The organism is Azonexus sp. (assembly GCF_030824335.1).
Classification (GTDB): Bacteria; Pseudomonadota; Gammaproteobacteria; order Burkholderiales; family Rhodocyclaceae; genus Azonexus.
In genome coordinates this window covers 187,694-211,873 of record NZ_JAVBXX010000007.1, presented here as the reverse complement: position 1 = coordinate 211,873, position 24,180 = coordinate 187,694, and the positions used below count along the sequence as shown (strand labels likewise).

Below are 24,180 nucleotides of genomic sequence, written 5' to 3'. Positions count from 1 at the left end.
CCGGCGATGAGCACGACGCCGTTCACCGCCCTCACCTGCCCACTCGACGGCGACCCGCTGCAAGCCGAGAGCAACAGCTGGGTTTGTCCGTCCGGCCACCGCTTCGACTGCGCCGCGCAGGGCTACGTCAATTTGCTGCCGGTGCAGCACAAACGCTCGCGCGACCCAGGCGACAGCAAGGAAATGATCGCTGCCCGCCAGCGCTTTCTGGCGGCAGGCCATTACGCGCCGATTGCCGAGCTGGCGGCAAGCGCAACGCTGACTGACGACACAACGGCATCTCACCCCAACGCAAACGCCCTCGCCTGTCTCGACGCCGGCTGCGGCGAAGGCTATTACCTGCGCAAACTGGCCGGCCGGGCAACCCAGGAAAACCACCCGCTAACGCTACTCGGCCTCGATATTTCCAAATGGGCCATTCTCGCCGCAGCCAAACAAGATGGTGGCGGCAAACGCCCGGCAACGACCTGCTGGGTTGTTGGCAGCAACGCCCATCTGCCCGTTCCGCCCGCCTCGTTACAGCGCGTGCTCTGCCTGTTCGGCTTCCCGGTCTATCCAGAATTCGCCCGTGTACTGCAACCCGGCGGCCGAATCATCCAGATCGACGCCGGCCCGGATCATCTGTGCGAACTGCGCGAAATCATCTACCCCTGCGTCAAAACCAGCCCCGACCAACCCGCCAAGGTGCCATCCGGCTTCGAACTACGCCACCAGGAAACGCTACGCTACGGCATCACGCTCGACGACCCCGCGCAAATCGCCGACCTGCTGCTGATGACCCCGCACTTCTACCGAGCCAGCCCGGCCGGCCGGGAAAAAGCCGCCCAACTTAAAAAACTGGCGCTGACGGTCGATGTGCGGCTGCAGGTGCTGGAGAAGTTTTCGGGCTAAGATTTTTTTACGGATGTCGAATGGGCGGCCTGTGGTTTTTTCTCGGTAGCTTCTTGTACCCCACTTGCAACCGGGATTTGAAACAACGAGAAAAAGGAATGGGTAAATGCATCATGCATTTCTTCCATGTCCGTGACCATCGTTCCCCAGGAGTCTTCGCTGGCGGCTTTCAACTCTTCGAGTTTTGTTGCGGCAACTTTCGACTGCTGACGTAGCTTGGCCATTTTTTCCTTGTGGGCTTCACGCGCCTCTTCTTTCGCTGTCTGTGCATCAGCAGCGAGGTCAGTCATTTTCAGGTTCAATTTCTCAAGTTGTTGTTCCATCTTGGCGATGTATTCGGCTTTTTGCGGCATGGTGATGATTCCCTGTTGATGAATACGGTTTCGCCAGAATTGGCTTGACCAAGGTACTTCGGATACGTATTCAGTACATCCAAACCAAGAATAGTCAGCGTGGGAGAGCGGGTCTGTACGCTGCCCGACACTGGCTGGCCTGATGCGCTTGACCGGGCGGCCAGGGAAAGATTGGGATCGGCTGACGCTGTCCGGGCGCTAGGACATGCTTCGTCCCAAGGAGGGGGAGTGTCACATCGGAGGCGAATTTCTGCTGGTCTACCGGCTTGAGGATGTTGGCAAACACGGACTGGTGATTTTCGTGCGGGCAGGTACGCATGCTGAGCTATTTGAGTAGACTGGTTCCCCGCCTACGCGGGGATGACGCAATTGCCTCGCCAAAAATCTGCTTATTCGACGAAGCGACCGCTGCGATAGTCATTCAGCGCCTGGTAAATCTCCTGCTCGTTGTTCATCACGAACGGGCCGTACTGGGCAATCGGCTCATTCAAGGGCTGGCCGGCCAGCAACAGAACACGCGCCGGGGTACTGGCTTCAATGATCACACCATCCGCTTCGGCAGCGTTTTCCAGGATGGCCATGCGCTGGGCCGGGACCTTTTGTCCGGCTATCGTGACGTCGCCACGATAAACATGAACAAAGGCATTGTGACCGACCGGCAGGACTTGCGCGAAACGGCTGCCGGCCGGCAGATGAATGTCCAGGTAAAGCGGCGCCGTCGCCTGGCGCACAACAGCCCCCGTCACGTCATGACTGGTGCCGGCAATCACGGTGACTGCCACCCCGCTCTCGGTGCTGAAGCCTGGCAAATCATCTGCGGCGAAATCCCGGTACCAGGGATCGCACAGCTTGTCCTGAGCCGGCAGATTCAGCCAGAGCTGAAAGCCTTCCATGACTCCCGCTTCCTGCTCGGGGATTTCCGAATGGACCACCCCGCGCCCGGCCGTCATCCATTGCACGCCGCCGTTTTCCAGCAAACCTTCATGACCGGCGCTGTCACGATGGCGCATGCGGCCGGCGATCATGTAGGTCACCGTTTCAAAGCCGCGATGCGGATGGTCAGGAAAGCCGGCAATGTAGTCGTCCGGCTTGTCGCTGCCAAAGGCGTCGAGCATCAGGAAGGGATCAAGCCGGCGCTGCAGCGACTGGCTGAGCACACGGGTCAGCTTGACGCCGGCACCATCGGAGGTTTCCTTGCCGGCAACCAGCTGCGCCACCTGGCGGGAACGGGCAACGGATTCGGCGTTACGAATAAGCGTTTGGGGCATGAAAAACTCCTTGAAAAGCAGGTTGACCGCAAAAATCTGGGGGTTGACTCAGGAAAACAGCCGGTTCAAGTCGGCTTCTGCTTCGGCAAAGCCCTGCGCCGCGGCTTCCTCACCCATGTTGAGACCTTCGGCATGAACGAAACTGACATCGCTGATCCCGACAAAACCGAGGATGGCTTTCAGATAGGGCAACTGGGTATCAGCATCCGTACCCCGGTAACGGCCGCCACGGGCAAAGCCGACGTAGGCTTTCTTGCCTTTGAGCAGACCTTCCGGACCGTTCGCGGTATAGCGAAAAGTCACGCCGTTACGGGCAATGGCGTCGATCCAGCTTTTCAGTTGCACCGGGATGCCGAAGTTGTACATCGGCACGCCGAACACGATGACGTCGGCTGCCTGGATTTCGGCGATCAGCACGTCGTCGACCGCAACACGGGCGGCCTGTTCAGCGCTGCGCTGCTCGGCCGGGGTGAATAGTGCGCCGAGCGCCGCGCCGTCAAGCACCGGGGCCGGATTGGCGCCGAGATCGCGCAGCGTCACCCTGGCATCCGGATTGGCGGCTTGCAGGCGGGCCACAATGCTGTTGGCGACACGGGTCGAATTGGCAGCATCGCTGCGAATGCTGGCGTTGATTTGCAAAATGTTCATTTCATTCTCCTTGGGCTTCGGTTCAGGTCTTGCGTTGAGTGCACTGTATTACGCAGCGATATATTCCAGAAGATAGCTATCTGGATATAATTGTTTCACCTATGGAACAATTTGAACCCAACGACCTCTTCATCTTCGCCCGCGTCGCCGATGCCGGCAGTTTCAGTCGTGCCGCTGAACGGCTGGGACTGCCAAAACCCACGGTATCGCGGCGGATTTCCCTGCTCGAAGAAGAATTGGGCGAGCGACTGATGCTGCGCACCACACGGCGCCTGAACCTGACCGAATTCGGCCTGTTGCTGCTCGAGCACGCCCGCCAGGTTGCCGCTGAAGTCGATGCCGTCAAGGCCTTGAGCGAGTTCCGCCAGGCCCGGCCAAGCGGCCGTTTGCGCGTATCGATGCCGAACGATTTCGCCACCTTGCTGCTGACTGACATGCTGGCGGCTTTCATCGCGCTGCATCCGGCGGTGTCGCTGGAACTCGACTTGTCGCCGCGGCGGGTCGATTTGCTGGGGGAAAATTTCGATCTGGCCATCCGCATGGGCGACCTGCCCAACGACACACTGCTCGCCGCCCGTGCCTTGACCCGCTTTACCGGAGGGCTGTACGCAGCGCCCAGCTACCTCGCCGAGCGCGGTGATCCGAAAACGCCGAATGACCTCTTACAGCACGAGGCCTTACGCCTGTCCGGCCGCCAAGGCGAAACACAGGGCTGGATACTGCAATCCGACAGCCGGCACTGGGAAGGCACGCCACCCGGCCGGGCCAGCGCCAATTCACCGGAAATCCTGATCAACCTGGCACGCGCCGGCGCCGGCATCGCTGCCGTACCCGATTATTTCGCTGCGCCTTATGTGCGCCAAGGGAGCTTGCGCCGGGTGTTGCCTGACTGGTCCTTGCCTGCCCATACGGCCTGGGCGGTATTTCCCGGCCGTCACCTGATGCCGGCAAAAACACGAGCATTCATTGAAATGCTGCAGGCGGCGCTGGCCGGCAACGATTAAAATCAGGCGCCCTGATTTCAATCGTTGCCGGTCCACCGAGTCCCGCCATGCATCCCTGCTACAGCATTCCACCCGAAGAGATCGAATTTACCGCCATCCGCGCGCAAGGTGCCGGCGGGCAGAACGTCAACAAGGTGTCGAATGCGGTCCACCTGCGTTTTGACATCAAAACCTCGTCGCTCCCCGAGAGGGTTCGGGAACGTCTGTTGCAACTGAACGACCATCGGATCAGCAAGGATGGCGTGGTCGTCATCAAGGCACAGGAATTTCGCAGTCTGGAGAAGAACCGTGCCGAAGCGCTGCGCCGTCTCGAGCGGCTGGTGGCCAGCGCGGCCGAAATTGAAAAGGCCCGCAGGCCGACCAAACCGACACGCGGTTCAGTGAAACGTCGCCTTGAAGAAAAGGGCCGTCGTTCGGCGATCAAGGCGGGTCGGCGCGCTGGTAGCGATTAGTAGCATCTCGCCGTTGGCTGACCAGCCGGTTGGTCAGCCAAATTCCTGCCGTCAGGCGGCAGGAATACTCAGCACACCGGCCAAGGCTGCGCGATAGACCGCAGCGTTCAGATCGGGCGCAGCAACCTCAGGCAGCAGGTTCAACACGCGCTGGCCGCGTATTGGATCGGCGACCGGTTGCCAGTTATCCAGAACCAGCGCCACCGATTCAGGTGAATTGCACACCAGCAACATATCGCACCCAGCGCCCCAGGCCGCCTGGACCCGGGCCAGCATGTCACCGACGACACCGGCCCCGGCCATCGACAGATCATCGGTAAAAACGACACCTTCAAACTTGATGTCGTTTCTCAAATAATCGATCCATTTATTTGAAAATACAGCAGTATTGCAATCAATACACTCGTAAATCACATGCGCTGCCATGACCGCATCGAGCGCCACGTTGCGGTACGGCAGCAGGTCTTCCTGCATGGCTGCCAGCGGCCTGTCATCCACCGGCAACTCGACATGCGAATCCGGGATGACATAACCGTGTCCCGGATAGTGCTTGCCGCAAGTGCCCATGCCAGCCTGTTTCAAACCTTCGCCCAAGGCAGTGGCGAGCGCGCTGACGACGGCCGGATCGCGGTGGAAGGCGCGATCGCCAATCACCCGCGACGGACCGTAGTCGAGGTCAAGCACCGGCGTAAACGAGTAATCGACCCCGCAAGCCCGCAGTTCGGCCGCCAGAACGAAACCGACATCACGTGCCGCAGCCAGCGCTGCAGCCGGATCACGGTCGTACAAACAACCCAGCGAACGCATCGCGGGCAAGCGGGTGAAGCCTTCACGGAAGCGCTGCACCCTGCCCCCTTCGTGATCGACTGCAATCAACAACGGCGGCTGGCGCAAGGCGTGGATTTCTGCCGTCAGTGCGGTCAACTGCTCGCGACTGGCAAAATTGCGCGAGAACAGGATGATGCCACCAACCAGCGGATGGCACAGACGCTGGCGATCCAGTTCGGTCAATGCCGTGCCGGCGATATCAATCATCAGCGGGCCGGGCAGCGAAGCTGGCGAGTCGGGGGAAAATTGGGTCATACCTGCTCCAGAATCACGTAGGCGACGGCGTAATCCGCTTCATCGCTGATCGATAAATGTGCGGTCAACCGGCGTTTTTCGACGATTTCGGCCAGTGGACCGCAAAATTCGAATACCGGCTTGCCAAGGTCGTCATGACCGATGGCCATGGCCGGCAGCAAGACCGGCGGACGAACACCGGTACCGAAAGCTTTGGCGAAGGCTTCCTTGGCGGCAAAGCGCTTGGCCAGAAAACGCCCCTTGTCCACCGCCCGGGCAAAATCGGCGAACTCCTGCGGCGCCAGAAGTTTGTCCAGCGCCCGTTCGCCGTGACGCTCCCACATGCCGCGCAAACGCGCGACCGCGACAATGTCGGTGCCGATCCCGTGGATCATTCGCCGGTTTTTTCTGCCCGCTGTGCGCCTTCGCGCATCAAGGCTTTCATTTCGCGCACCGCTTCACGCAAGCCAACGAAGACGGCACGGCTGACGATGGCGTGGCCGATATGCAGTTCGCGGATGCCGGCCAGCCGGGCCACTGGTTGCACATTGTAGTAATTCAGCGCATGACCGGCATTGAAACGCATGCCCAGTTCTTGCACCCGCTGGCCGGCCCGGCGAATCTTGTCCAGTTCGGCAAGCACCGCTGGCGCTTCGGCATCGCGCCCCTTGTCGTAGAAAGCGTGCGCATAAGGGCCGGTGTGGATTTCGCAGACCCGGGCACCGATCCGCGCGGCCGACTCGATTTGCTGGATTTCTGCATCGATGAACACGCTGGTTGTGATGCCGGCATCGGCCAGGCGGGCGATGATGTCTTTCAGCCGGGCTTCCTGGCCAATGATGTCCAGACCACCCTCAGTCGTGATCTCATGGCGCCCCTCCGGCACCAGCATGGCCATCTCGGGTTTCAGGCCACAGGCGATGCCGACCATTTCGTCGGTTGCCGCCATTTCGAGATTGAGCTTGATCTGCGTCGTTTCCTTGAGCCGGCGGACATCGGCATCCTGGATATGCCGGCGATCCTCGCGCAGGTGGACGGTAATGCCGTCGGCACCGCCCAACTGGGCTTCGACAGCGCCCCAGACCGGATCGGGTTCATAAGTACGGCGGGCCTGACGAATGGTTGCGATGTGGTCGATATTGACGCCGAGTTCGATCATCTGGGAGATATTCCTTTTGTGTCTGAAACGAATAATTTTGTGTCGCACTTATCGGCCGGCATTTTAGCCTGAGTCGATAAGCCGTGGGACGAGCAAGGGATTTCGCCCATGCGGCCATGCGGCCATGCAATCTAAACCCCGCTACCAAGAAATTCCGGCTACGCTTGGGGCGTTACCCCGCTGCCCCCAATTGCGGCAAGCTTGCCATCGCTTGTTTCTCCCGAATATTCCCCCTTTGCCTGCGAGCCCGCCAATGATCGAACCCATTCTGCTAACCGCTGCCCGCATCTCGACGTACAGCCAGAGCTCACTGCTGACCAACGCCAGCGGCTTTTTCTTTGAGCGTGACGAGCGCTTGTTTCTGGTTACCAGCCGCCATGTGCTGTTCAGCAAAAGCAGCAAACATTATCCGGACCGGATAGAAATCGAGCTGCACATCAATGCCGAAAACATCGCCGAATCCACCGGATTTTCCATCCCGCTGTACCGCGACGGCAAAAGTCTCTGGCGTCATGGCAGCGATGCTGCCGGCGTCATCGATGTCGCTGTCGTTGAAATTGATCGCAAGGCCTTGCCTAAAACGGCCGTTTATCGTGCCTTCAGTCCACGACACCTGCTGAGCAGCCTGGCGCAAGTTGAGGTGGGCTCATCGTTGCTTATCGTCGGTTTCCCACTCGGCTTCCATGATGCACTGCATCACACGCCAGTCGTTCGCCATGCCATCATCGCTTCGTCATTCGGTCTGCGCTTTCAGGGCGAGGGATTCTTCCTGACCGATGCGCGAACCCATCGCGGCAGCAGCGGCGCACCAGTGATAATGCGCATCACCGAACCGCTGCCAGCACACGGTGACTTGCCCTGGATGCTGCTGGGGATTCATTCCTCGCGTTTTGATGTCGGCAATCGCGATCTGATCAAGGACGAGGCATTGGGACTGAACGGCGCCTGGTACGCCGACATACTGCTCAAGCTGACCGAGCGCCCAGCGTGATCACAGCTCCTGCAAATCCTTGAATATCTTTCGGGTTTCGAGTTCCTTGCCATCCAGATAGTAGGCCAGTAACGTCCGCATCAGGGCTTTGGCTTCAGCCCTTGAGCGCGGATCGGAGAAATTTTCGCCATGCAGATCAAGCAAGGTCTTGCCGCGTACCACCTGAGCGGCCTCGGCTGCGTGCTCCAGACGTACCGGCCCCTGTTCCATGCGATAGGTGTAGAAGGCATCGGCACTGATCGGCTGACCGGCTGCATCGTATTCCAGCGTCAAACCATAGCCGAGCTCTTCAAGCAGTGCTTTTTCGAAACTGCGCAGGTCGGCTTCGCGTAGCTTGCCTGAGGCATCGGCGGCCAGATGCTGCAGCATCTCGGTATAACGGGCAAAAAGCGTTTCGTGGGCATCTTCACGGGGTAGCAGATGCATCAGCAGTTCGTTCAGGTAGTAGCCGCAAAACAGCGCCTCACCTGCCAGCAAGGGTTGCCCGCCCTGCCACTCGGCTTTCATCAAGGTCAACACATCGCCCTTGCCAGCCCAGCCCAGTTCCAGCGGCTGGAAGCCCATCAACAGACCGCGGATGGCGGCACGCGGTCGACGGGCACCACGGGCCAAAAGCGCCATGCGCCCGAAGTCGCGGGTAAACACTTCAACAATCAGGCTGGTTTCCCGATAAGGATAACTGTGCAACACGAAGGCCGGCTGGCCGTCCACCTTGCTGCGCTGGTGGTTCATGGTTTACTCGTAGCCGAGGCTCTTCAGCAGGCGTTCATCGTCATTCCAGCCCGACTTCACCTTGACCCAGATTTCGAGATAGACCTTGCCGCCAAACAGCCGCTCCATGTCTTGCCGGGCTTCACTGGCAATACGTTTCAACGAATCACCGCCTTTGCCGATGACGATGGCCTTGTGTCCCTCGCGGTCGACCACGATGGCGGCGAAAATCCGGCGCAGATTGCCTTCCGTTTCAAATTTCTCGATCTCGACGGCGGTGGCGTAGGGCAATTCATCGCCCATCAGACGGAAAACCTTTTCCCGGATGTATTCCGAAGCCAGAAAACGCTCACTTTTATCCGTCAAATCATCTTCGGGGAACATCAGGCCCTCGTTGGGCAGATGTTTCCGGGCTTCATCGAGTAAATCCTTGGTCTGCCGGCCCTTGGCGGCACTGACCGGGACTACGGCAGCATAGTCGAAGTCGGCAGAAACTTCCGCCAGATACGGTAGCAAAGCCGTGCGATCCTTCAGCAAATCAGTTTTATTGACCACCAGAATCACCGGCCTGTCCTTCGGCAACAAACGCACGACTGCCTTGTCCTTGGCATCGTAACGACCGGCTTCGACGACAAAGAGCACAACATCGACGTCACTCAAGGTCTGTGTCACGCCACGGTTCATCGCCCGGTTCAGTGCATTGGAATACTTGGTCTGAAAACCTGGGGTATCGACGAAAACGAACTGCGAAGCCTCATCGGTCAGGATGCCGGTCACACGGTGCCGCGTCGTCTGCGCCTTGCGCGAAACGATGCTGATCTTCTCACCAATCAGGTGATTGAGCAGCGTGGACTTGCCGACGTTGGGACGACCGACGATGGCAATGTAGCCGGAATGGTATTGGGTCATGTATTCAGTGCTTTCAGGGCCTGTTCGGCCGCATTTTGTTCGGCAATACGCCGGCTGTTGCCGGTACCAGTCGTACGGACCGCCGGTTGATCGATCTCGCAGGCAACGACAAAAGACTGCAGATGCGCCGCACCGCTGGTTTCAAGCAACCGGTAGCGCGGCAAGGCTTTCTTGCGCCCTTGCAGGAATTCCTGCAAACGGGTCTTTGCATCTTTCTGGAATTGGCCGGGCTTCAAGGAGTCCAGCAAGCTCGCGTAAAGCCGAATGATGACTTCGCTCGCCGCATCGAAACCGGCATCCAGGTAAACGGCGCCAAACAAGGCCTCCAGCGCATCAGCCAGCATGGACGGACGACTTGCTCCACCGCTCTTCAATTCGCCTTCACCCAGGTGCAGGTGATTGCCGATATCCAGCTGCAAAGCCAGTGCATGCAAAGTTTCCTGGCGCACCAGATTGGCCCGCAACCGGGACAAATCACCTTCGGGCAGATCGGGAAAACGGTGGTAAAGGGCTGCGGCAATCACGCAATCGAGAATGCCATCGCCGAGAAACTCCAGGCGCTCGTTATTTGGCGTACCGAAACTGCGGTGCGTTAGCGCCGTGCGCAACAGGGCGGGATCGGAAAAATGATGGCCGATACCTTGGGCTATGGTCTGCGCGGTCATGCTTACTCCGCGGTGGACCCCTTGTAATCGATCACCAGACTGACATTCGCAAATAGCGGAATCCGCTTCTCGTAAGCAAATGCAATAACGATCTGTCCGCGCTCCTTGTAAATATCGAGCTGGTTTGGAGAGAAATCGAGATGGTCAACTTCGGCAAACTTTGAAAAAGCACGGCGCAGATCGGCCACCGTTGCATCAGGCGAAGCTTGCTCAACCACCGCCTTGGTATCTGCTTTTATTTTGTAAAACTCGATGGCGCTTGGTGCCACCCGCATGCCCAACACTGCGAGCATGATGCAAACAACACCCCAGAACATCAAGCCGGAAAGCGCAACACCACGTTGATTTTTCATTATTTTCTCCTTACTTGAAGGAACCAATACGGGAGAAGTCCCAATCCCTGGGCGGAATAAGAGATTCCATATGCAACCAGACAAAAAAAGCCTTGCCGACAATATTTTCCTCAGGAACGAATCCCCAGGCCCGACTGTCACGGCTGTTGTCGCGATTATCACCCATCATGAAGTAATGCCCTGCCGGCACCTTGCAAATCACGCCACTTGCATTGTAGGTGCAATTCTCCCGATGAGGAAAGGCGCTCACCCCGGGGATAAACGCTGGCGCATCGGCATCATTAAGCATCCGATGTTCGACGTCACCCAGCTTTTCCGAGTACTGCTCGGAGTAATAAAGCCGCTCGGTGTGCAAAAAATCGGCGAGCTGTTCAGTTTTGACAGGGTTGCCGTTGATGCTGAGCTTCTTATTCTGATAGGCCACAGTATCGCCTGGCAGGCCGACCACCCGCTTGATGTAATCCAATGAAGGATCTTCCGGGTAACGGAAGACCATGACATCCCCACGCTGCGGTTCGTTGATGTCGATGATCTTGGTGTTGATCACCGGCAGGCGGATGCCGTAGGCGAACTTGTTGACCAGGATGAAGTCGCCGACCAGCAGCGTCGGAATCATCGATCCCGAGGGAATCTTGAACGGTTCGAACAGGAAGGAGCGGAGGACGAAGACGATCAGGATGACCGGGAAGAAATCGGCGCCCCACTCCACCCACAATGGCTGCTTGTCATTGGCAGCGCGCAATTTCCGGAATTTCAGGATGTCGACCGCATAAAGAATGCCGGTCAGGACAACCAGGACAAGGAGGATCAGGGCAAAATTCATCGGGTTTGTTCGGTTCTCAGTTATCGACGCGCAATACGGCCAGGAAGGCTTCCTGTGGAATCTCCACGCTACCGACCTGCTTCATGCGTTTCTTGCCGGCCTTCTGCTTTTCCAGCAGCTTCTTCTTGCGGCTGATGTCGCCGCCGTAACACTTGGCCAGCACGTCCTTGCGCATTGCCTTGACGTTCTCGCGGGCGATGATGTGCGAGCCGATCGCCGCCTGGATAGCGACGTCATACATCTGCCGGGGAATCAGTTCGCGCATCTTCGACGCCAGTTCACGGCCACGGTACTGGGAGTTCGAACGATGAACGATCAGCGATAGCGCGTCGACCTTCTCGCTGTTGATCAGGATGTCGAGCTTGACCACATCGGCCGCGCGATATTCCTTGAAGTCGTAGTCGAGCGAGGCATAGCCCTTGGAGCAGGACTTCAGCTTGTCGAAGAAATCCATGACCACTTCGGCCATCGGCATTTCATAGATCAGCTTGACCTGGCGGCCGTGGTAATGCATGTCCACCTGGCTGCCACGCTTCTGGTTACACAGCGTGATGACGTTGCCCAGGTAATCCTGCGGTACGAAGATGGTTGCGGTGATGATCGGCTCGCGGACCTCTTCAACCTTGCTGAGTTCAGGTAACTTGGCCGGATTTTCCACCTGGATGATCGAACCGTCGCGATTGACCACTTCATAGACGACGGTCGGTGCAGTGGTGATCAGATCCTGGTCGAACTCGCGCTCCAGGCGCTCCTGGATAATTTCCATGTGCAGCAGGCCGAGGAAGCCGCAACGGAAGCCGAAGCCCAGCGCCTGCGAGACTTCCGGCTCGTACTGCAGCGAAGCATCGTTGAGCTTGAGCTTTTCCAGCGCTTCGCGCAGTGAATCGTACTGATTGGATTCGATCGGGTAGAGACCCGCGAACACCTGTGGCTTGATTTCCTTGAAACCCGGCAACGGTTCAGCCGCCTTGCGGTCGGCCAGGGTAATCGTGTCGCCGACCTTGGCGGCCTTCAGTTCCTTGATCCCGGAAATCACGAAACCAACCTCGCCGGCTTTCAGCGAAGTACGCTGCAGCGACTTCGGCGTGAATACGCCGACCTGCTCGCACAGCTGGGTGGTGCCGGTCGACATGAACTGCAGCTTGTCCTTCGGCTTCAGCTCGCCATCAACCACGCGCACCAGCATGACGACGCCGACGTAATTGTCGAACCACGAATCGATGATCAGCGCCTTCAGCGGTGCCGAAAGATCGCCCCTGGGAGCCGGCACGCGGGCAATCACGGCTTCGAGAATGTCCTCGACGCCGAGACCCGTCTTGGCCGAGCACAGCACGGCATCGGTCGCATCGATACCGATCACGTCTTCGATTTCCTGACGCGCGCTGTCCGGATCAGCCGACGGCAGATCGATTTTATTCAGCACCGGCAGCACTTCGACGTCGAGTTCGAGCGCGGTGTAGCAATTGGCTACCGTCTGCGCTTCAACACCCTGCGAGGCATCGACGACCAGCAACGCACCTTCGCAGGCCGACAGCGAGCGCGAGACTTCGTAGGAGAAGTCCACATGTCCCGGCGTATCGATCAGGTTCAGGTTGTACACCTTGCCGTCGCGTGCCTTGTACTGCAGCGCAGCTGTCTGGGCCTTGATGGTGATGCCGCGTTCGCGTTCGATATCCATCGAATCGAGCACCTGCGCCTCCATTTCCCGGTCGGACAAGCCGCCACAAAGATGGATGATGCGATCAGCCAGCGTCGATTTGCCGTGGTCGATGTGCGCGATGATGGAGAAGTTTCTGATGTGGTCCATTGCAGCCAGTAAAAAAGGGCGCGAACGGCGCCCTAGTAATTCGGAAGACCCTGAATTCTAGCGGATTTCCGCTAAATATTCACGGGTTTTGGCCTCGTCGAGGAAGTAGTGACAGAGTTCGATTTCGCCATGCAGCAATACCGGCACCAGTTCGTCGTATTTCGCTTCAAGCACCGGATCGGCATCGACATCCAGCACCGACAGCGTCGCGCCAAACTCGGCCAGCAAAGGTGCCAATGCCACCTCCATATCGTGGCAGAGATGGCAGTAACCACGACTCATCAGGGTCAACTCAACTCCCACTATTCAACCCCTTGATCGTCACGAAGGTCTGCATTTCACCACGCCGGATCAACAAGGTGACACTGGCCGCCTTGTCAAACGTCGCCAGCAGCCGGTTCAACTGATCAACGCTGCGTACCTCGGTCGTCGCGCCTTTACTGATCACGGCAATGATGATGTCGCCCTGACGCAAATCGGCACGCGCACTCGCACTGCGCACCTCATCAATCAATAAACCGCCCTCCAGGCGCATCTCCCGCCGCTGCTCCGGCGTCAGCTCGCTCACTACCAAGCCCAGACGATTGGCCGCCTGTTCCGGCGCACGATTACCGCGCGCGCTGCGGGCGGCCGATTTTTCCTCGACAATTTGCCCCACAAGCACCGCCACATCGCGCACCTTGCCCTTGCGCCAGATCTGCACTGTCGCGCGAGAACCCGGCTTGGTTACAGCCACCATCCGCGGCAAATCGGCTGAGTTATTCACCACTTTGCCGTCAAATTTGAGAATCACATCACCAGCTTCGATACCCGCCTTCTCGGCCGGACCATCACGCTCAACCGAGTTGATCACCGCACCCATCGGACGTGACAATCCCAAAGATTCGGCAAGCTCCTTGCTGACCTCCTGAATGACCACACCCAAGCGCCCGCGACTGACTTTTCCGGTCGACCGCAGTTGTTGCTGAATTTCCATTGCCACATCGATGGGAATAGCAAAGGAAAGCCCCATATATCCACCGCTACGGCTGTAGATTTGTGAATTGATGCCAACCACTTCGCCCTTCATGTTGAACAGCGGCCCACCAGAATTCCCCGGATTGATCGCCACGTCGGTTTGAATGAACGGGACGTAATTCTCCTGCGGCAAGGAACGTCCCTTGGCCGAGACAATCCCGGCAGTCAGCGAATTGTCAAAGCCGAAAGGCGAGCCAATGGCAATAACCCATTCGCCCACTTTGAGTTGCGAAACATCGGCCAGCTTGACCGCCGGCAGGCCGCTGGCCTCGATCTTGAGCAAGGCAACATCGGTCCGTTTATCAGCCCCGATGGTCTTGGCCTTGAATTCGCGCTTATCAGTCAGACGAACCGTCACTTCATCAGCGCCATCAACCACATGAGCGTTGGTCAGGAGATAGCCATCGCTACTGATGATGAAGCCCGAGCCAAGCGATTTATTTTCGAATTCACGCGGCTCGGTGCCACCTGGCATGCGCGGAAAAAACCGTTTGAACAACTCAAATGCCGGATCGTTCGGATCCATTGGAAAAGGCAGAGCCTGCGTCTGGCCACGCGTTACTTGTGTCGTACTGATATTGACTACTGCTGGCCCCTGCTTTTCGGCCAGCTCGGTAAAATCCGGCAAACCACGCATTTGGGCCTGCGCCAAACCGAAAACAAAAAGCAGAGAAAAAAGAGCGAAGAAACGTTTCATTGACTGCACTCCTCCTGTGTCTGTGTCGTACGAGAAATAATGTAGGGACGATGGTCAAAATTTCCAGCGTCGCGCCCGGATTTTCGCACGACCAACCCAAATGCCACGACCAGGCCCACTACACCACCAACCATCGCACCAAGATCAGCGGCCAACCAATTGCCGCATAGCGCACCGCCAAGCAGCACCAACACCGGCAAACCGTAGGCCAGATTTGCGCTGCGCCGTAACGAGCCTGCAGCAACCGCAACGGTCACATGATCACCAAGCGCTGCGCCAAGCGCATTTTCCACCCGATATTGACGTGGACCGCTGCAAAACATCTGGGTCAGGTGCTGTCCACCACACCCGCCTTTTTCATGACAACGCCCGCAACCACCCGACTCGACTTCGACCAGCGCCTCGCCGGCATCAAGCTGCCGGACGACAGCCCGGACAACATTCACTTCCTGATTCATTTTTGACTCAATTTACCAACGCCGATCCGGCGCGATGTCGAGCAAGGGACGAAGTTTGCCGGCGACCGCCTCACGCGCACGAAAAATTCGCGAACGCACGGTGCCGATCGGGCAATTCATCACACCAGCGATTTCTTCATAGGACAAACCTTCGATTTCGCGCAAGACAATCGCGGTACGCAACTCTTCCGGCAAGGCATCCATTGCACTGTTCACAGTCTGCCCAATCTGTTTCGACATCAACAGACTTTCCGGCGTATTGATATCGCGCAGCAGACTGGCATCCTCAAACCCTTCGGCCTCATCAGCATCAAACTCCGTACTCGTTGGCGCCCTGCGCCCTTGAGACACGAGATAGTTTTTTGCCGTATTGATCCCGATCCGGTACAACCAAGTATAGAAAGCACTATCACCGCGGAACGATGGCAAGGCACGATAAGCCTTGATGAAAGCTTCCTGGGAAACGTCCTCCACTTCAGCCGCATCGCGGATGTAACGCGACAGCAAGCGACCCAGCTTGCGCTGATACTTGCTTACTAACTGGTCGAAGGCGCCTTGATCGCCGCCTTGCGCCCGCTCGACCAACAATTGATCGACCTCGCGCTCGCTCATGGCTCTGGTTTCCCGAGAAATGTTCTTGTTGAGGCTCAGTATAACGCAGGCCTTTTCACCTCACGACCGAGTCATGCGGCTTAATTGTGATTTTCTGTAACGATATGGATCGTTTCCTGCATGCTATATTTCGCGCGGAACTAATTTTCTAGAGACCCACCAGTGCAAAACTTCGATGTGCTCATCATCGGCAGCGGCTTGGCCGGACAGTCAGCGGCGCTTAGGCTTGCCGGACAAAACTCACGCGTCGCACTGATCAGCAAGCGAAAACTTGAAGACTCGGCTTCGGGTTGGGCACAAGGCGGTATTGCTGCGGTGCTGGACAACCGAGACTCGATTGAAGCGCACATTCAAGACACGCTGATTGCCGGCGCTTGGCTGAACGATGAGAAAGCCACGCGCTTTGTAGTTGAAAACGGCAGGCGCGCCATTGAATGGTTGATTGACCAGGGTGTCCCATTCACCAAGGACGAATCCGGTTACCATCTGACCCGCGAAGGCGGCCACAGCGCACGCCGCGTCATTCATGTGGCCGACGCCACCGGTGCGGCAGTCCAGCAGACGCTGACTGAAAAAGTTCGGGTTCATCCCAATATCACGGTATTTGAAGACCATATTGCGGTCGACCTGATTACCGGCAAGAAAATCGGCACGGGAGAGAATCGCTGCTATGGTGCGTATGTTTTGAACAGCGCATCCGGCGAAGTACTGACCATTGGTGCGACCAATACGCTGATCGGCACCGGCGGTGCCGGCAAGGTCTACCTGTTCACCACCAATCCCGACACCTCGACCGGCGATGGTATCGCCATGGCCTGGCGCGCCGGTTGCCGGGTGGCGAACATGGAATTCATCCAGTTCCACCCTACCTGCCTGTACCACCCCAAGGCCAAGTCCTTCCTGATCTCGGAAGCCGTGCGCGGCGAAGGCGGCCTGCTGAAGCTACCGGATGGCACGCGCTTCATGCCCGAACACGACGAACGCGAAGAACTGGCGCCACGCGACATCGTCGCCCGTGCCATCGACTTCGAAATGAAGAAACGTGGCCTGGATTGCGTTTATCTGGATATCTCGCACAAAGGCGAAGCCTTCATCAAGAATCACTTCCCGAACATCCACGCCCGCTGTCTGGAACTCGGGATCGATATTACGCTGGAGCCGATCCCGGTCGTACCGGCGGCCCATTACACCTGTGGCGGTATCGTCTGCGACCTGCGCGGACGCACCGATGTCGAAGGCTTGTATGTTGCCGGCGAAGCCTCATGCACCGGCCTGCATGGCGCCAACCGACTGGCCTCCAACTCGCTGCTCGAATGCCTGGTTTTTTCGGAGGCCGCAGTCGGCGACATGCTGAGCAGCCCAAAAGCAACGCTACCCGACCTACCCCACTGGGACGAAAGCCGCGTTACCGATGCCGATGAAGAAGTCGTCATTTCCCACAACTGGGACGAATTGCGCCGCTTCATGTGGGACTACGTCGGCATCGTACGCACCACGAAGCGACTGAAACGCGCCAAGCACCGGATCGACATGCTGACGCGTGAAATCGAAGAGTTTTATGCCAACTTCCGGGTCAGTCACGACTTGATCGAGTTACGCAACCTGGTTGCCACTGCCGATCTCATCGTGCGCTGTGCCTTGCGCCGCAAGGAAAGTCGCGGACTCCATTATTCCCGTGACTACCCGGAAACCAGTACAAAAATTCGCGATACAGTTGTCAAGGGCCGCTAAGCGGCAATGCAGTGAAATCAGCCCGCCAGCGCAAAAAAACGCGCAGGCGCCGGAATGCTTCACGACTCATCGTATCGGCAGTCGCCAGCAGGGTAAGTCGCTGACCATTCGGTAGTTCAATGCGTACCGCCGTCAGCCAGGGATGAACTGTCGCACCAGGCAAGCAGTGACCGGTCAGAAACTCCGTTGCACCGTGCAGCAGGACTTCAAGACGCCCGTCACGTTGCAAACGCAAGCAGGCAATTTCCGGTTTTAACTGCCACCAGACCAACACTGCCCCGCTCCAGGCGAACAGCAGGATTCCTGCCAATATTGCGGTCGACCGTGGAAATACGAACATTACGCCGCTGATACCGAGAACCAGCATCAGCACCGCACAATCCAGAAAGCGCGAACGGTGCAGCCCGATGATGATCGGAAACTGCACCGTTCGATTCCTGGCGAAAACGTCTTAGACGCGCTTGAAAACCAGTGAGCCGTTGGTCCCACCGAAGCCGAAATTATTTTTCAGCGCGATATCAATCTTCATCGGCCGCGCCACGTTGGCGCAGTAATCCAGATCACATTCCGGATCCTGATTGAAGATATTGATGGTCGGCGGAGAAATCTGGTGATGGATCGCCAATACGGTAAACAGCGACTCGACGCCACCGGCACCACCCAGCAGATGGCCCGTCATCGACTTGGTCGAATTGACGACGATCTTGTAGGCCGAATCGCCAAAGGCGGCCTTGATGGCATCCGACTCGTTCTTGTCGCCCAGCGGGGTCGAAGTCCCGTGGGCATTGACGTACTGCACGTCAGACGGCGCGATACCAGCGTTCTTCAGTGCATTGACCATGGAGCGACGTGGGCCATCCATGTTCGGTGCGGTGATGTGATAGGCATCAGCACTGCGGCCGTAACCGACCACTTCGGCGTAAATCTTCGCGCCGCGGGCCTTTGCATGTTCGTACTCTTCGAGAACCAGTACACCAGCCCCCTCGCCCAGCACAAAGCCATCTCTGTCCTTGTCCCACGGACGACTGGCGGTTGTCGGATCGTCATTACGCGTGGACAGTGCACGCGCCGCACAAAAACCGCCCATGCCGAGCGGCGACACGGTCGACTCGGCACCGCCGGCGACCATCACGTCGGCATCGCCGTATTCAATGATCCGGGCAGCTTCGCCAATCGAGTGCGTACCGGTTGTGCACGCCGTGACGATGGCTAGATTCGGCCCCTTGAAGCCGAACTCGATCGACAGGTTGCCGGAAATCATGTTGATGATCGAACCGGGAACGAAAAACGGTGAGACCTTACGGATACCGGACGCGATGTATTCTTCCTTGGTTTCCTCGATCAGCGGCAAACCACCAATGCCGGAACCAATGGCCACACCCACGCGTTCCGGGTCGGCGGCACCTTCTTTATCCAGACCAGCATCACGCACGGCCTGTATGCCGGCAGCGAGTCCGTAATGGATGAACCGGTCCATCCGGCGCGCATCCTTGGCGGAAATGTATTGCGTAATGTCGAAGTTCTTCACTTCGCCCGCAAACTTGACCGGAAAGGTGGAAGTATCGAAGCGGGTAACGGGGGCGATACCTGAACGGCCGGCAATGATGTTCTGCCAACCTTCTTCAACGCTGTTGCCGACCGGGGAAATCAGCCCGAGGCCGGTAATGACGACTCTACGACGTGCCAAGATGTGCACTCCGAAAGCAAAAATAGCAAGGCCGGCCTTGGTGGCCGGCCTTGCCTGGTTGAAACCGGAATTGGTTTACTGCTTGTTAGCGAGGATGTAATCGACAGCCTGCTGAACAGTCGTGATCTTCTCAGCCTGGTCGTCCGGAATTTCGCATTCGAATTCCTCTTCCAGTGCCATGACCAGCTCGACGGTATCCAGGGAATCCGCGCCCAGATCATCCACAAAAGAGGACTCGTTCTTGATGTCCGCTTCGTTCACGCCCAGTTGTTCGGCGACGATCTTCTTGACGCGCTCTACGATGTTATCCATTCGAAAAACTCCTTCCCCTCGGGGTACGAAAAAAAACGTGTTAATTCTACCAAAAGCCGGGGCTTGGTGAAATCAATCCATGAACATGCCACCATTCACATGCACGGTGGTACCCGTGACATACGAGGCAGCGGGAGAAACCAGGAAGCCGACCGCACCGGCGACGTCTTCAGGTGTGCCAGCACGAGCCAGCGGAATCGTCGCCAGCATGGCGGCCTTCTGTTCTTCGGTCAAGGCATGCGTCATGTCGGTGGCAATAAAGCCCGGCGCAACGCAGTTGACCGTAATATTGCGGCTACCCAGTTCGCGGGCCAGCGAACGGCTCAACCCTGCGACACCGGCCTTCGCCGCACAGTAATTGGCCTGCCCGGCATTGCCGGAATAGCCGACCACCGACGAAATATTGACGATGCGCCCGAAGCGCGCCTTCATCATGCCACGCATGACGCCGCGCGACAGACGGAAAACCGCCTTCAGATTGGTATCGATGACCGCATCCCACTCATCATCACCCATACGCATCGCCAGATTGTCCCGAGTGATGCCGGCATTGTTGACGAGAATGGTGATGGCACCGAATTCCTTGGCCAGAGCAGCCAAAGCAGCATCCGTCTGTGCGACATCGGTAACATTAAGAACAATACCCTTGCCCTTGATGCCAACTTCAGCAAGGTAGGCAGAAATCTGTCCAGCACCGGCTTCGCTGGTCGCCGTACCGATCACCGTGGCGCCCTGCTTGCCGAGATCGAGTGCAATGGCACGACCAATACCGCGCGTCGCACCGGTAACGAGTGCAATCTTGTCATTCAGCATGCTTACTCCAGGCCCAGGTTGGCTTCAATCGAAGCAGCATCAGCCAGCGCAACGCCGGCAACACCATCCGCACAACGCTTGGTCAGCCCGGCCAGCACCTTGCCCGGCCCGCATTCTGCTATGGTCGACACGCCCATGGCAGCCATTTTCTGGATGGTCTCGACCCAGCGCACCGGATTGTAAGCCTGACGAATCAGCGCATCCTTGATGCGTGCCGGATCATTCTCAATCTCAACGTCGACATTATTGATCACCGGAATGGCCGGCGCCTTGAAGCTCAACTCAGCCAGACGAGCGGCCAGCTTGTCGGCAGCCGGACGAATCAATGAAGAATGGAAGGGGGCCGATACTGGCAGCGCCTTGACCATTTTGGCGCCACGAGCCTTGCAGGCAAGCATGGCCCGTTCAACAGCCGCCTTGTGACCCGCGATGACTGTCTGGCCATTGGCATTGAAGTTAACCGGCTCAACGACTTCGCCCTGCGCCGACTCCTCGCAGGCGGCAATAATGCCGGCATTATCCAGACCCAGAATCGCCGCCATCGCACCTGTACCCATCGGTACCGCTTCCTGCATGGCTGCCGCGCGCAAACGCACCAGCGGTACGGCATCCTTGAATTCGATGACACCGGCAGCCACCAGCGCAGCATATTCACCCAGGCTGTGACCGGCCACGACCGCCGGCAATTTACCGCCCTTTTCGCACCACAGACGCCATGCTGCGATGCCAGCAGTCAGCATCACTGGCTGGGTATTGACCGTCTGGGTCAGCACTTCGGCCGGTCCGTCGGCCACCATGGCCCACAGATCATCGCCAAGCGCCGCAGACGCTTCAGCGAAAGTTGCGCGAACTACGGCAGCCTCGCCGTAAGCGGACATCATGCCAACGCTCTGTGAGCCCTGGCCGGGAAAAACGAACGCAAAAGACATTTTCAGGGTTTCCTGGTTCAGAATTCGAGCAGGGCTGCGCCCCACGTAAAACCGCCACCGACGCCTTCGAGAAGCACCTTGTGGCCGCGCTGGATGCGCCCATCGCGCACCGCTTCATCAAGCGCCAGCGGCACCGAAGCAGCTGATGTGTTGCCGTGGCGATCCACTGTTACGATGACCTTGCTGCGGTCAACACCCAGTTTTTTGCCAGTTGCTTCAATAATGCGAATATTGGCCTGGTGCGGGATCAGCCAGTCCACATCGGCTGTTTTGATGCCAGCCGACTGACAAACTTCTTCGGCAATCTCAGACAACACCCGGACAGCAAATTTGAATACCGCCTGACCATCCATACGCAAGAACGGATCACCTGTGACCTGGCCGCCGCAAATCTGCCCCGGGACATTCAGAATGCCACTCTGACTACCATCCGCATGCATGGCGGTTGCCATGATACCGGGCTGCTCAGTCGCTTCCAGCACAACAGCACCGGCACCATCACCAAACAGCACACAGGTACCGCGATCGTTCCAGTCAAGAATACGGGAAAACACTTCTGCACCGATGACCAGTGCCTTTTTATGCGACCCGGAAGCAATAAATTTTTCAGCGATCCCCAAGGCGTAGGTAAAACCGGCGCACACAGCCTGCACATCGAAAGCGGCAGCCCCTTTGTTGCCGAGTTTGCCCTGAATCAAGCAAGCAGTACTTGGGAAGATGTAATCCGGGGTCGACGTGGCAACGATGATCAAATCGAGTTCAGCAGCCGCAAGGCCAGCCATCTCAAGCGCCCGCTGCGCGGCGATCAGACCGAGTTCGCTCGACGTAGCACCCGGCTCAGCCAAATGCCGGCTACGAATCCCGGTGCGCGTAACAATCCACTCGTCGCTGGTTTCAATCCCGCGCGCAGCAAGATCATCGTTACTGACCGGCTTACCTGGAAGATAGCTGCCGGTACCGCTCACCCGTGCGTACATTCAGACGTTCTCCTGTGCGGCAACAAGGGCCGCATTCATTTGAGCCAAGCGATCGCTAATGCGCTCGACCACGCGATTTTCTGCGGCATCGTAAGCGCGGGAAATGGCATTGCCAAACGAAAGCTCATCGGCCGAACCATGACTTTTCACCGAAACACCCTTCAAGCCCAGCAGGATTGCACCATTGTAACGACGGTGATCAAAGCGCTTCTTGAAGTTATTCAGTACCGAAATGGCAATCAGCGCGGCCAACTTGGTCAGCCAGTTACGCTTGAATTCATTGCGCAACGAAGACGCCAACATCTGCGCCAAACCTTCAGAGGTCTTCAGCGCCACATTGCCGACAAAGCCGTCACAGACGATAACGTCCGCGTCTCCTTTGTAAATGCCGTCGCCTTCGACATTGCCAATAAAATTCAGATCGGAAGCGCGCAGCAACTCGGCAGCCGCCTTGACCACCTCGTTACCTTTGATCTCTTCTTCGCCAATATTCAGGATGCCGACCGTTGGCCGATCCTTGTGCTCCATTGCAGCAACCAGCATGGCACCCATGATGCCGAACTGAAGCAGGTGCTCAGGACCGCAATCGACATTCGCACCAAGATCCAGCATGTGCGTATGCCCATTGACGGTTGGCAAAGGGGCACAAATTGCCGGGCGATCAATACCGGGCAACATTTTCAGCACGAAACGGGAAATCGCCATCAAGGCGCCGGTATTGCCGGCAGACACGCAAGCGTCAGCCTCGCCCGCCTTGACGAGATTGATCGCCACGCGCATCGAAGAGTCTTTCTTGTTGCGCAAGGCAAGCGCAGGCGACTCATCCATACCAACGACCTGACTGGCATGCACGATACGCAAGCGCGGATCATCCGCCTTGCCACCAAGAAGCGGGCGCAACACCTCATCCTGACCAACCAGAACGAGATAAGCCGCCGGGTGTTCTGCAAGAAAATGGATAGCCGCCGGAACCGTCACAGACGGACCGTGGTCACCCCCCATGCAATCAATGGCAATGCGGGTTGTCATGGCAAAAGAAAAAGGCAGGCTACCCCCTCAGGAGCCACCTGCCTTTTGCTGAACGATTACTCGCCCTTGGCCTTCAGAACCTTCTTGCCACGGTAAAAACCGTTGGGGGAAATGTGGTGACGCAGATGCGTTTCACCGGTGGTCGACTCAACGGCCAGCGGCGGAGCGGTCAAAAAATCATGGGCGCGATGCATGCCACGCTTGGAAGGGGACTTCTTGTTCTGTTGAACGGCCATTTTGTAACTCCAATAAAAATCAGTTCGGCTTACCTTTAAGTTCAGCCAACGCAGCAAACGGATTAACCCGCTCACCAGCACCGGCCGCACCAGGCAAGCCACATCTTTCGTGCCGTGGCGCAACAGGAAGGGACAAAAGTATTTCATCCTCGACCAGTTCAGCCACATCCAGTTCTTTTTCCACCGGCAAAAAATCCCGGCTATCATCTTCCAGCTCATCTTGCGACAGATCGGCGCTTGCTGGAACAACTTCCAGCAGACTATCGATATCCAGCTCGAAAGGGATTGCCTCAAGACAACGCTGACAGGCCAGTTGAATACAACCACCAACTGACAACTGCAACATCAACTCGCCGCCTTCATCCTTGAAACCTTCGATGCACCAGGAAACCTCCCCGCTCACATCAGCCAGCAGATCATGCAGGCGTTCAAGCGTCGAAACCGCCAGCGTTCCTTTCAGAACACGTGCATCCCGAGCAAAGGCAAAAGCGTCAGCTATCCTTTTCAATTTGAATCTGGTCCGACTAAAACGCGAGATGATATTATTTTCGGCTGTCCAAGTCAAAACAAAGTGCTGCTTCAAGTT

At 57.6% G+C, this 24,180-nt stretch carries 31 protein-coding genes; 6 read left to right on the top strand and 25 right to left on the bottom strand.

From position 1 onward, the window contains the following. Positions 1-6: 6 nt before the first annotated feature. Positions 7-891: a putative RNA methyltransferase gene (locus tag RCI20_RS04875; RefSeq protein WP_306603442.1), complete on the top strand. Its 885-nt coding sequence runs from the start codon at positions 7-9 to the stop codon at positions 889-891. Here the strand turns inward: RCI20_RS04875 and RCI20_RS04870 are convergent. Continuing rightward, a complete protein-coding gene (locus tag RCI20_RS04870) occupies positions 888-1,244 on the bottom strand; it encodes a hypothetical protein (protein ID WP_306603441.1) in 357 nt (118 codons plus the stop codon). The two genes, RCI20_RS04875 and RCI20_RS04870, sit on opposite strands and share 4 nt — an antisense overlap. Before the next feature lie 205 nt (positions 1,245-1,449). On the opposite strand from RCI20_RS04870, the gene RCI20_RS04865 reads away from it, so the two are divergent. Next, entirely contained in the window at positions 1,450-1,581 is a 132-nt protein-coding gene (locus RCI20_RS04865; RefSeq protein ID WP_306603440.1) for a type II toxin-antitoxin system YafQ family toxin, read from the top strand. Positions 1,582-1,633: 52 nt separating this feature from the next. Here the strand turns inward: RCI20_RS04865 and RCI20_RS04860 are convergent, their stop codons facing one another. Both RCI20_RS04860 and RCI20_RS04855 read right to left on the bottom strand, forming a co-directional pair. Then, the gene (locus RCI20_RS04860; protein ID WP_306603439.1) at positions 1,634-2,512 is read right to left on the bottom strand and encodes a pirin family protein; all 879 of its coding nucleotides are present in this window, start codon (positions 2,510-2,512) and stop codon (positions 1,634-1,636) included. A gap of 48 nt (positions 2,513-2,560) precedes the next feature. Beyond that, a complete protein-coding gene (locus tag RCI20_RS04855) occupies positions 2,561-3,160 on the bottom strand; it encodes an FMN-dependent NADH-azoreductase (RefSeq protein WP_306603438.1) in 600 nt (199 codons plus the stop codon). Positions 3,161-3,261: 101 nt separating this feature from the next. Between RCI20_RS04855 and RCI20_RS04850 the strand changes: the two genes are divergently transcribed. Together RCI20_RS04850 and arfB are read left to right on the top strand one after the other, a co-directional pair. Then, complete coding sequence (locus RCI20_RS04850) at positions 3,262-4,164, top strand: LysR family transcriptional regulator (protein ID WP_306603437.1); 903 nt, start codon at positions 3,262-3,264, stop codon at positions 4,162-4,164. A 47-nt stretch (positions 4,165-4,211) separates the two neighbouring features. Beyond that, positions 4,212-4,616, top strand: coding sequence for an alternative ribosome rescue aminoacyl-tRNA hydrolase ArfB (gene arfB / locus RCI20_RS04845; protein ID WP_306603436.1), 405 nt, complete (start codon positions 4,212-4,214; stop codon positions 4,614-4,616). A gap of 51 nt (positions 4,617-4,667) precedes the next feature. On the opposite strand, the gene nagZ is transcribed toward arfB, so the two are convergent. From nagZ to RCI20_RS04830, 3 genes are read right to left on the bottom strand one after another with little or no spacing between them, the layout of a single operon-like run. Beyond that, positions 4,668-5,699, bottom strand: a complete 1,032-nt coding sequence (gene nagZ / locus RCI20_RS04840) for a beta-N-acetylhexosaminidase (protein WP_306603435.1) — start codon at positions 5,697-5,699, stop codon at positions 4,668-4,670. Further along, positions 5,696-6,073 carry a holo-ACP synthase gene (acpS, locus tag RCI20_RS04835; RefSeq protein WP_306603434.1) on the bottom strand — a complete coding sequence of 126 codons (378 nt, stop codon included), beginning with the start codon at positions 6,071-6,073 and terminating at the stop codon, positions 5,696-5,698. Before acpS ends, nagZ begins: the two co-directional genes overlap by 4 nt. Then, positions 6,070-6,837 carry a pyridoxine 5'-phosphate synthase gene (locus tag RCI20_RS04830; protein ID WP_306603433.1) on the bottom strand — a complete coding sequence of 256 codons (768 nt, stop codon included), beginning with the start codon at positions 6,835-6,837 and terminating at the stop codon, positions 6,070-6,072. The genes acpS and RCI20_RS04830 overlap by 4 nt, the downstream gene beginning before the upstream one ends. 253 nt (positions 6,838-7,090) lie before the next feature. Between RCI20_RS04830 and RCI20_RS04825 the strand changes: the two genes are divergently transcribed. Beyond that, positions 7,091-7,828 (top strand): serine protease, encoded by a 738-nt coding sequence (locus RCI20_RS04825; RefSeq protein WP_306603432.1) that lies wholly within the window; start codon positions 7,091-7,093, stop codon positions 7,826-7,828. Here RCI20_RS04825 and recO read toward each other — a convergent pair whose 3' ends face one another. Genes recO through rpoE form a run of 10 tightly spaced genes read right to left on the bottom strand, consistent with a single transcriptional unit; the run spans position 7,829 to position 15,880 of the window. Then, positions 7,829-8,560 carry a DNA repair protein RecO gene (recO, locus tag RCI20_RS04820; RefSeq protein ID WP_306603431.1) on the bottom strand — a complete coding sequence of 244 codons (732 nt, stop codon included), beginning with the start codon at positions 8,558-8,560 and terminating at the stop codon, positions 7,829-7,831. It abuts the gene before it with no gap. Between the two features lie 3 nt (positions 8,561-8,563). After that, on the bottom strand, positions 8,564-9,448 hold the full coding sequence (gene era, locus RCI20_RS04815) for a GTPase Era (protein WP_306603430.1): 885 nt from the start codon (positions 9,446-9,448) through the stop codon (positions 8,564-8,566). Further along, a complete protein-coding gene (gene rnc / locus RCI20_RS04810) occupies positions 9,445-10,113 on the bottom strand; it encodes a ribonuclease III (RefSeq protein WP_306603429.1) in 669 nt (222 codons plus the stop codon). Before rnc ends, era begins: the two co-directional genes overlap by 4 nt. Positions 10,114-10,115: 2 nt before the next feature. Beyond that, positions 10,116-10,466: a DUF4845 domain-containing protein gene (locus RCI20_RS04805; protein ID WP_306603428.1), complete on the bottom strand. Its 351-nt coding sequence runs from the start codon at positions 10,464-10,466 to the stop codon at positions 10,116-10,118. A gap of 10 nt (positions 10,467-10,476) precedes the next feature. Beyond that, positions 10,477-11,289 carry a signal peptidase I gene (lepB, locus tag RCI20_RS04800; RefSeq protein WP_306603427.1) on the bottom strand — a complete coding sequence of 271 codons (813 nt, stop codon included), beginning with the start codon at positions 11,287-11,289 and terminating at the stop codon, positions 10,477-10,479. A gap of 16 nt (positions 11,290-11,305) precedes the next feature. Next, the gene (gene lepA, locus RCI20_RS04795) at positions 11,306-13,096 is read right to left on the bottom strand and encodes a translation elongation factor 4 (RefSeq protein WP_306603426.1); all 1,791 of its coding nucleotides are present in this window, start codon (positions 13,094-13,096) and stop codon (positions 11,306-11,308) included. A gap of 57 nt (positions 13,097-13,153) precedes the next feature. After that, on the bottom strand, positions 13,154-13,378 hold the full coding sequence (locus RCI20_RS04790) for a glutaredoxin family protein (RefSeq protein ID WP_306603553.1): 225 nt from the start codon (positions 13,376-13,378) through the stop codon (positions 13,154-13,156). Positions 13,379-13,388: 10 nt separating this feature from the next. Beyond that, positions 13,389-14,810, bottom strand: coding sequence for a DegQ family serine endoprotease (locus tag RCI20_RS04785; RefSeq protein WP_306603425.1), 1,422 nt, complete (start codon positions 14,808-14,810; stop codon positions 13,389-13,391). Next, on the bottom strand, positions 14,807-15,268 hold the full coding sequence (locus RCI20_RS04780; RefSeq protein ID WP_306603424.1) for a SoxR reducing system RseC family protein: 462 nt from the start codon (positions 15,266-15,268) through the stop codon (positions 14,807-14,809). The genes RCI20_RS04785 and RCI20_RS04780 overlap by 4 nt, the downstream gene beginning before the upstream one ends. 12 nt (positions 15,269-15,280) lie before the next feature. Beyond that, entirely contained in the window at positions 15,281-15,880 is a 600-nt protein-coding gene (gene rpoE, locus RCI20_RS04775; protein ID WP_306603423.1) for an RNA polymerase sigma factor RpoE, read from the bottom strand. A gap of 162 nt (positions 15,881-16,042) precedes the next feature. On the opposite strand from rpoE, the gene nadB reads away from it, so the two are divergent. After that, positions 16,043-17,611: an L-aspartate oxidase gene (gene nadB / locus RCI20_RS04770; RefSeq protein WP_306603422.1), complete on the top strand. Its 1,569-nt coding sequence runs from the start codon at positions 16,043-16,045 to the stop codon at positions 17,609-17,611. Here nadB and RCI20_RS04765 read toward each other — a convergent pair. The 9 genes from RCI20_RS04765 to RCI20_RS04725 form a co-directional block, all read right to left on the bottom strand. Further along, the gene (locus tag RCI20_RS04765) at positions 17,598-18,038 is read right to left on the bottom strand and encodes a protein YgfX (protein ID WP_306603421.1); all 441 of its coding nucleotides are present in this window, start codon (positions 18,036-18,038) and stop codon (positions 17,598-17,600) included. The two genes, nadB and RCI20_RS04765, sit on opposite strands and share 14 nt — an antisense overlap. Before the next feature lie 24 nt (positions 18,039-18,062). Further along, on the bottom strand, positions 18,063-19,298 hold the full coding sequence (fabF, locus tag RCI20_RS04760) for a beta-ketoacyl-ACP synthase II (protein WP_306603420.1): 1,236 nt from the start codon (positions 19,296-19,298) through the stop codon (positions 18,063-18,065). Positions 19,299-19,373: 75 nt separating this feature from the next. Next, positions 19,374-19,610, bottom strand: coding sequence for an acyl carrier protein (gene acpP / locus RCI20_RS04755; RefSeq protein WP_028995618.1), 237 nt, complete (start codon positions 19,608-19,610; stop codon positions 19,374-19,376). A 72-nt stretch (positions 19,611-19,682) separates the two neighbouring features. Further along, positions 19,683-20,423, bottom strand: a complete 741-nt coding sequence (fabG, locus tag RCI20_RS04750; RefSeq protein ID WP_306603418.1) for a 3-oxoacyl-ACP reductase FabG — start codon at positions 20,421-20,423, stop codon at positions 19,683-19,685. Positions 20,424-20,425: 2 nt separating this feature from the next. Further along, entirely contained in the window at positions 20,426-21,352 is a 927-nt protein-coding gene (fabD, locus tag RCI20_RS04745) for an ACP S-malonyltransferase (protein WP_306603417.1), read from the bottom strand. 17 nt (positions 21,353-21,369) lie between these two features. Then, positions 21,370-22,329: a beta-ketoacyl-ACP synthase III gene (locus tag RCI20_RS04740; protein WP_306603416.1), complete on the bottom strand. Its 960-nt coding sequence runs from the start codon at positions 22,327-22,329 to the stop codon at positions 21,370-21,372. Further along, positions 22,330-23,358 (bottom strand): phosphate acyltransferase PlsX, encoded by a 1,029-nt coding sequence (gene plsX, locus RCI20_RS04735; protein WP_306603415.1) that lies wholly within the window; start codon positions 23,356-23,358, stop codon positions 22,330-22,332. A 56-nt stretch (positions 23,359-23,414) separates the two neighbouring features. Further along, positions 23,415-23,594, bottom strand: coding sequence for a 50S ribosomal protein L32 (gene rpmF, locus RCI20_RS04730; protein ID WP_306603414.1), 180 nt, complete (start codon positions 23,592-23,594; stop codon positions 23,415-23,417). A gap of 19 nt (positions 23,595-23,613) precedes the next feature. After that, positions 23,614-24,177: a DUF177 domain-containing protein gene (locus RCI20_RS04725; protein ID WP_306603413.1), complete on the bottom strand. Its 564-nt coding sequence runs from the start codon at positions 24,175-24,177 to the stop codon at positions 23,614-23,616. Between the last annotated feature and the right edge of the window lie 3 nt (positions 24,178-24,180).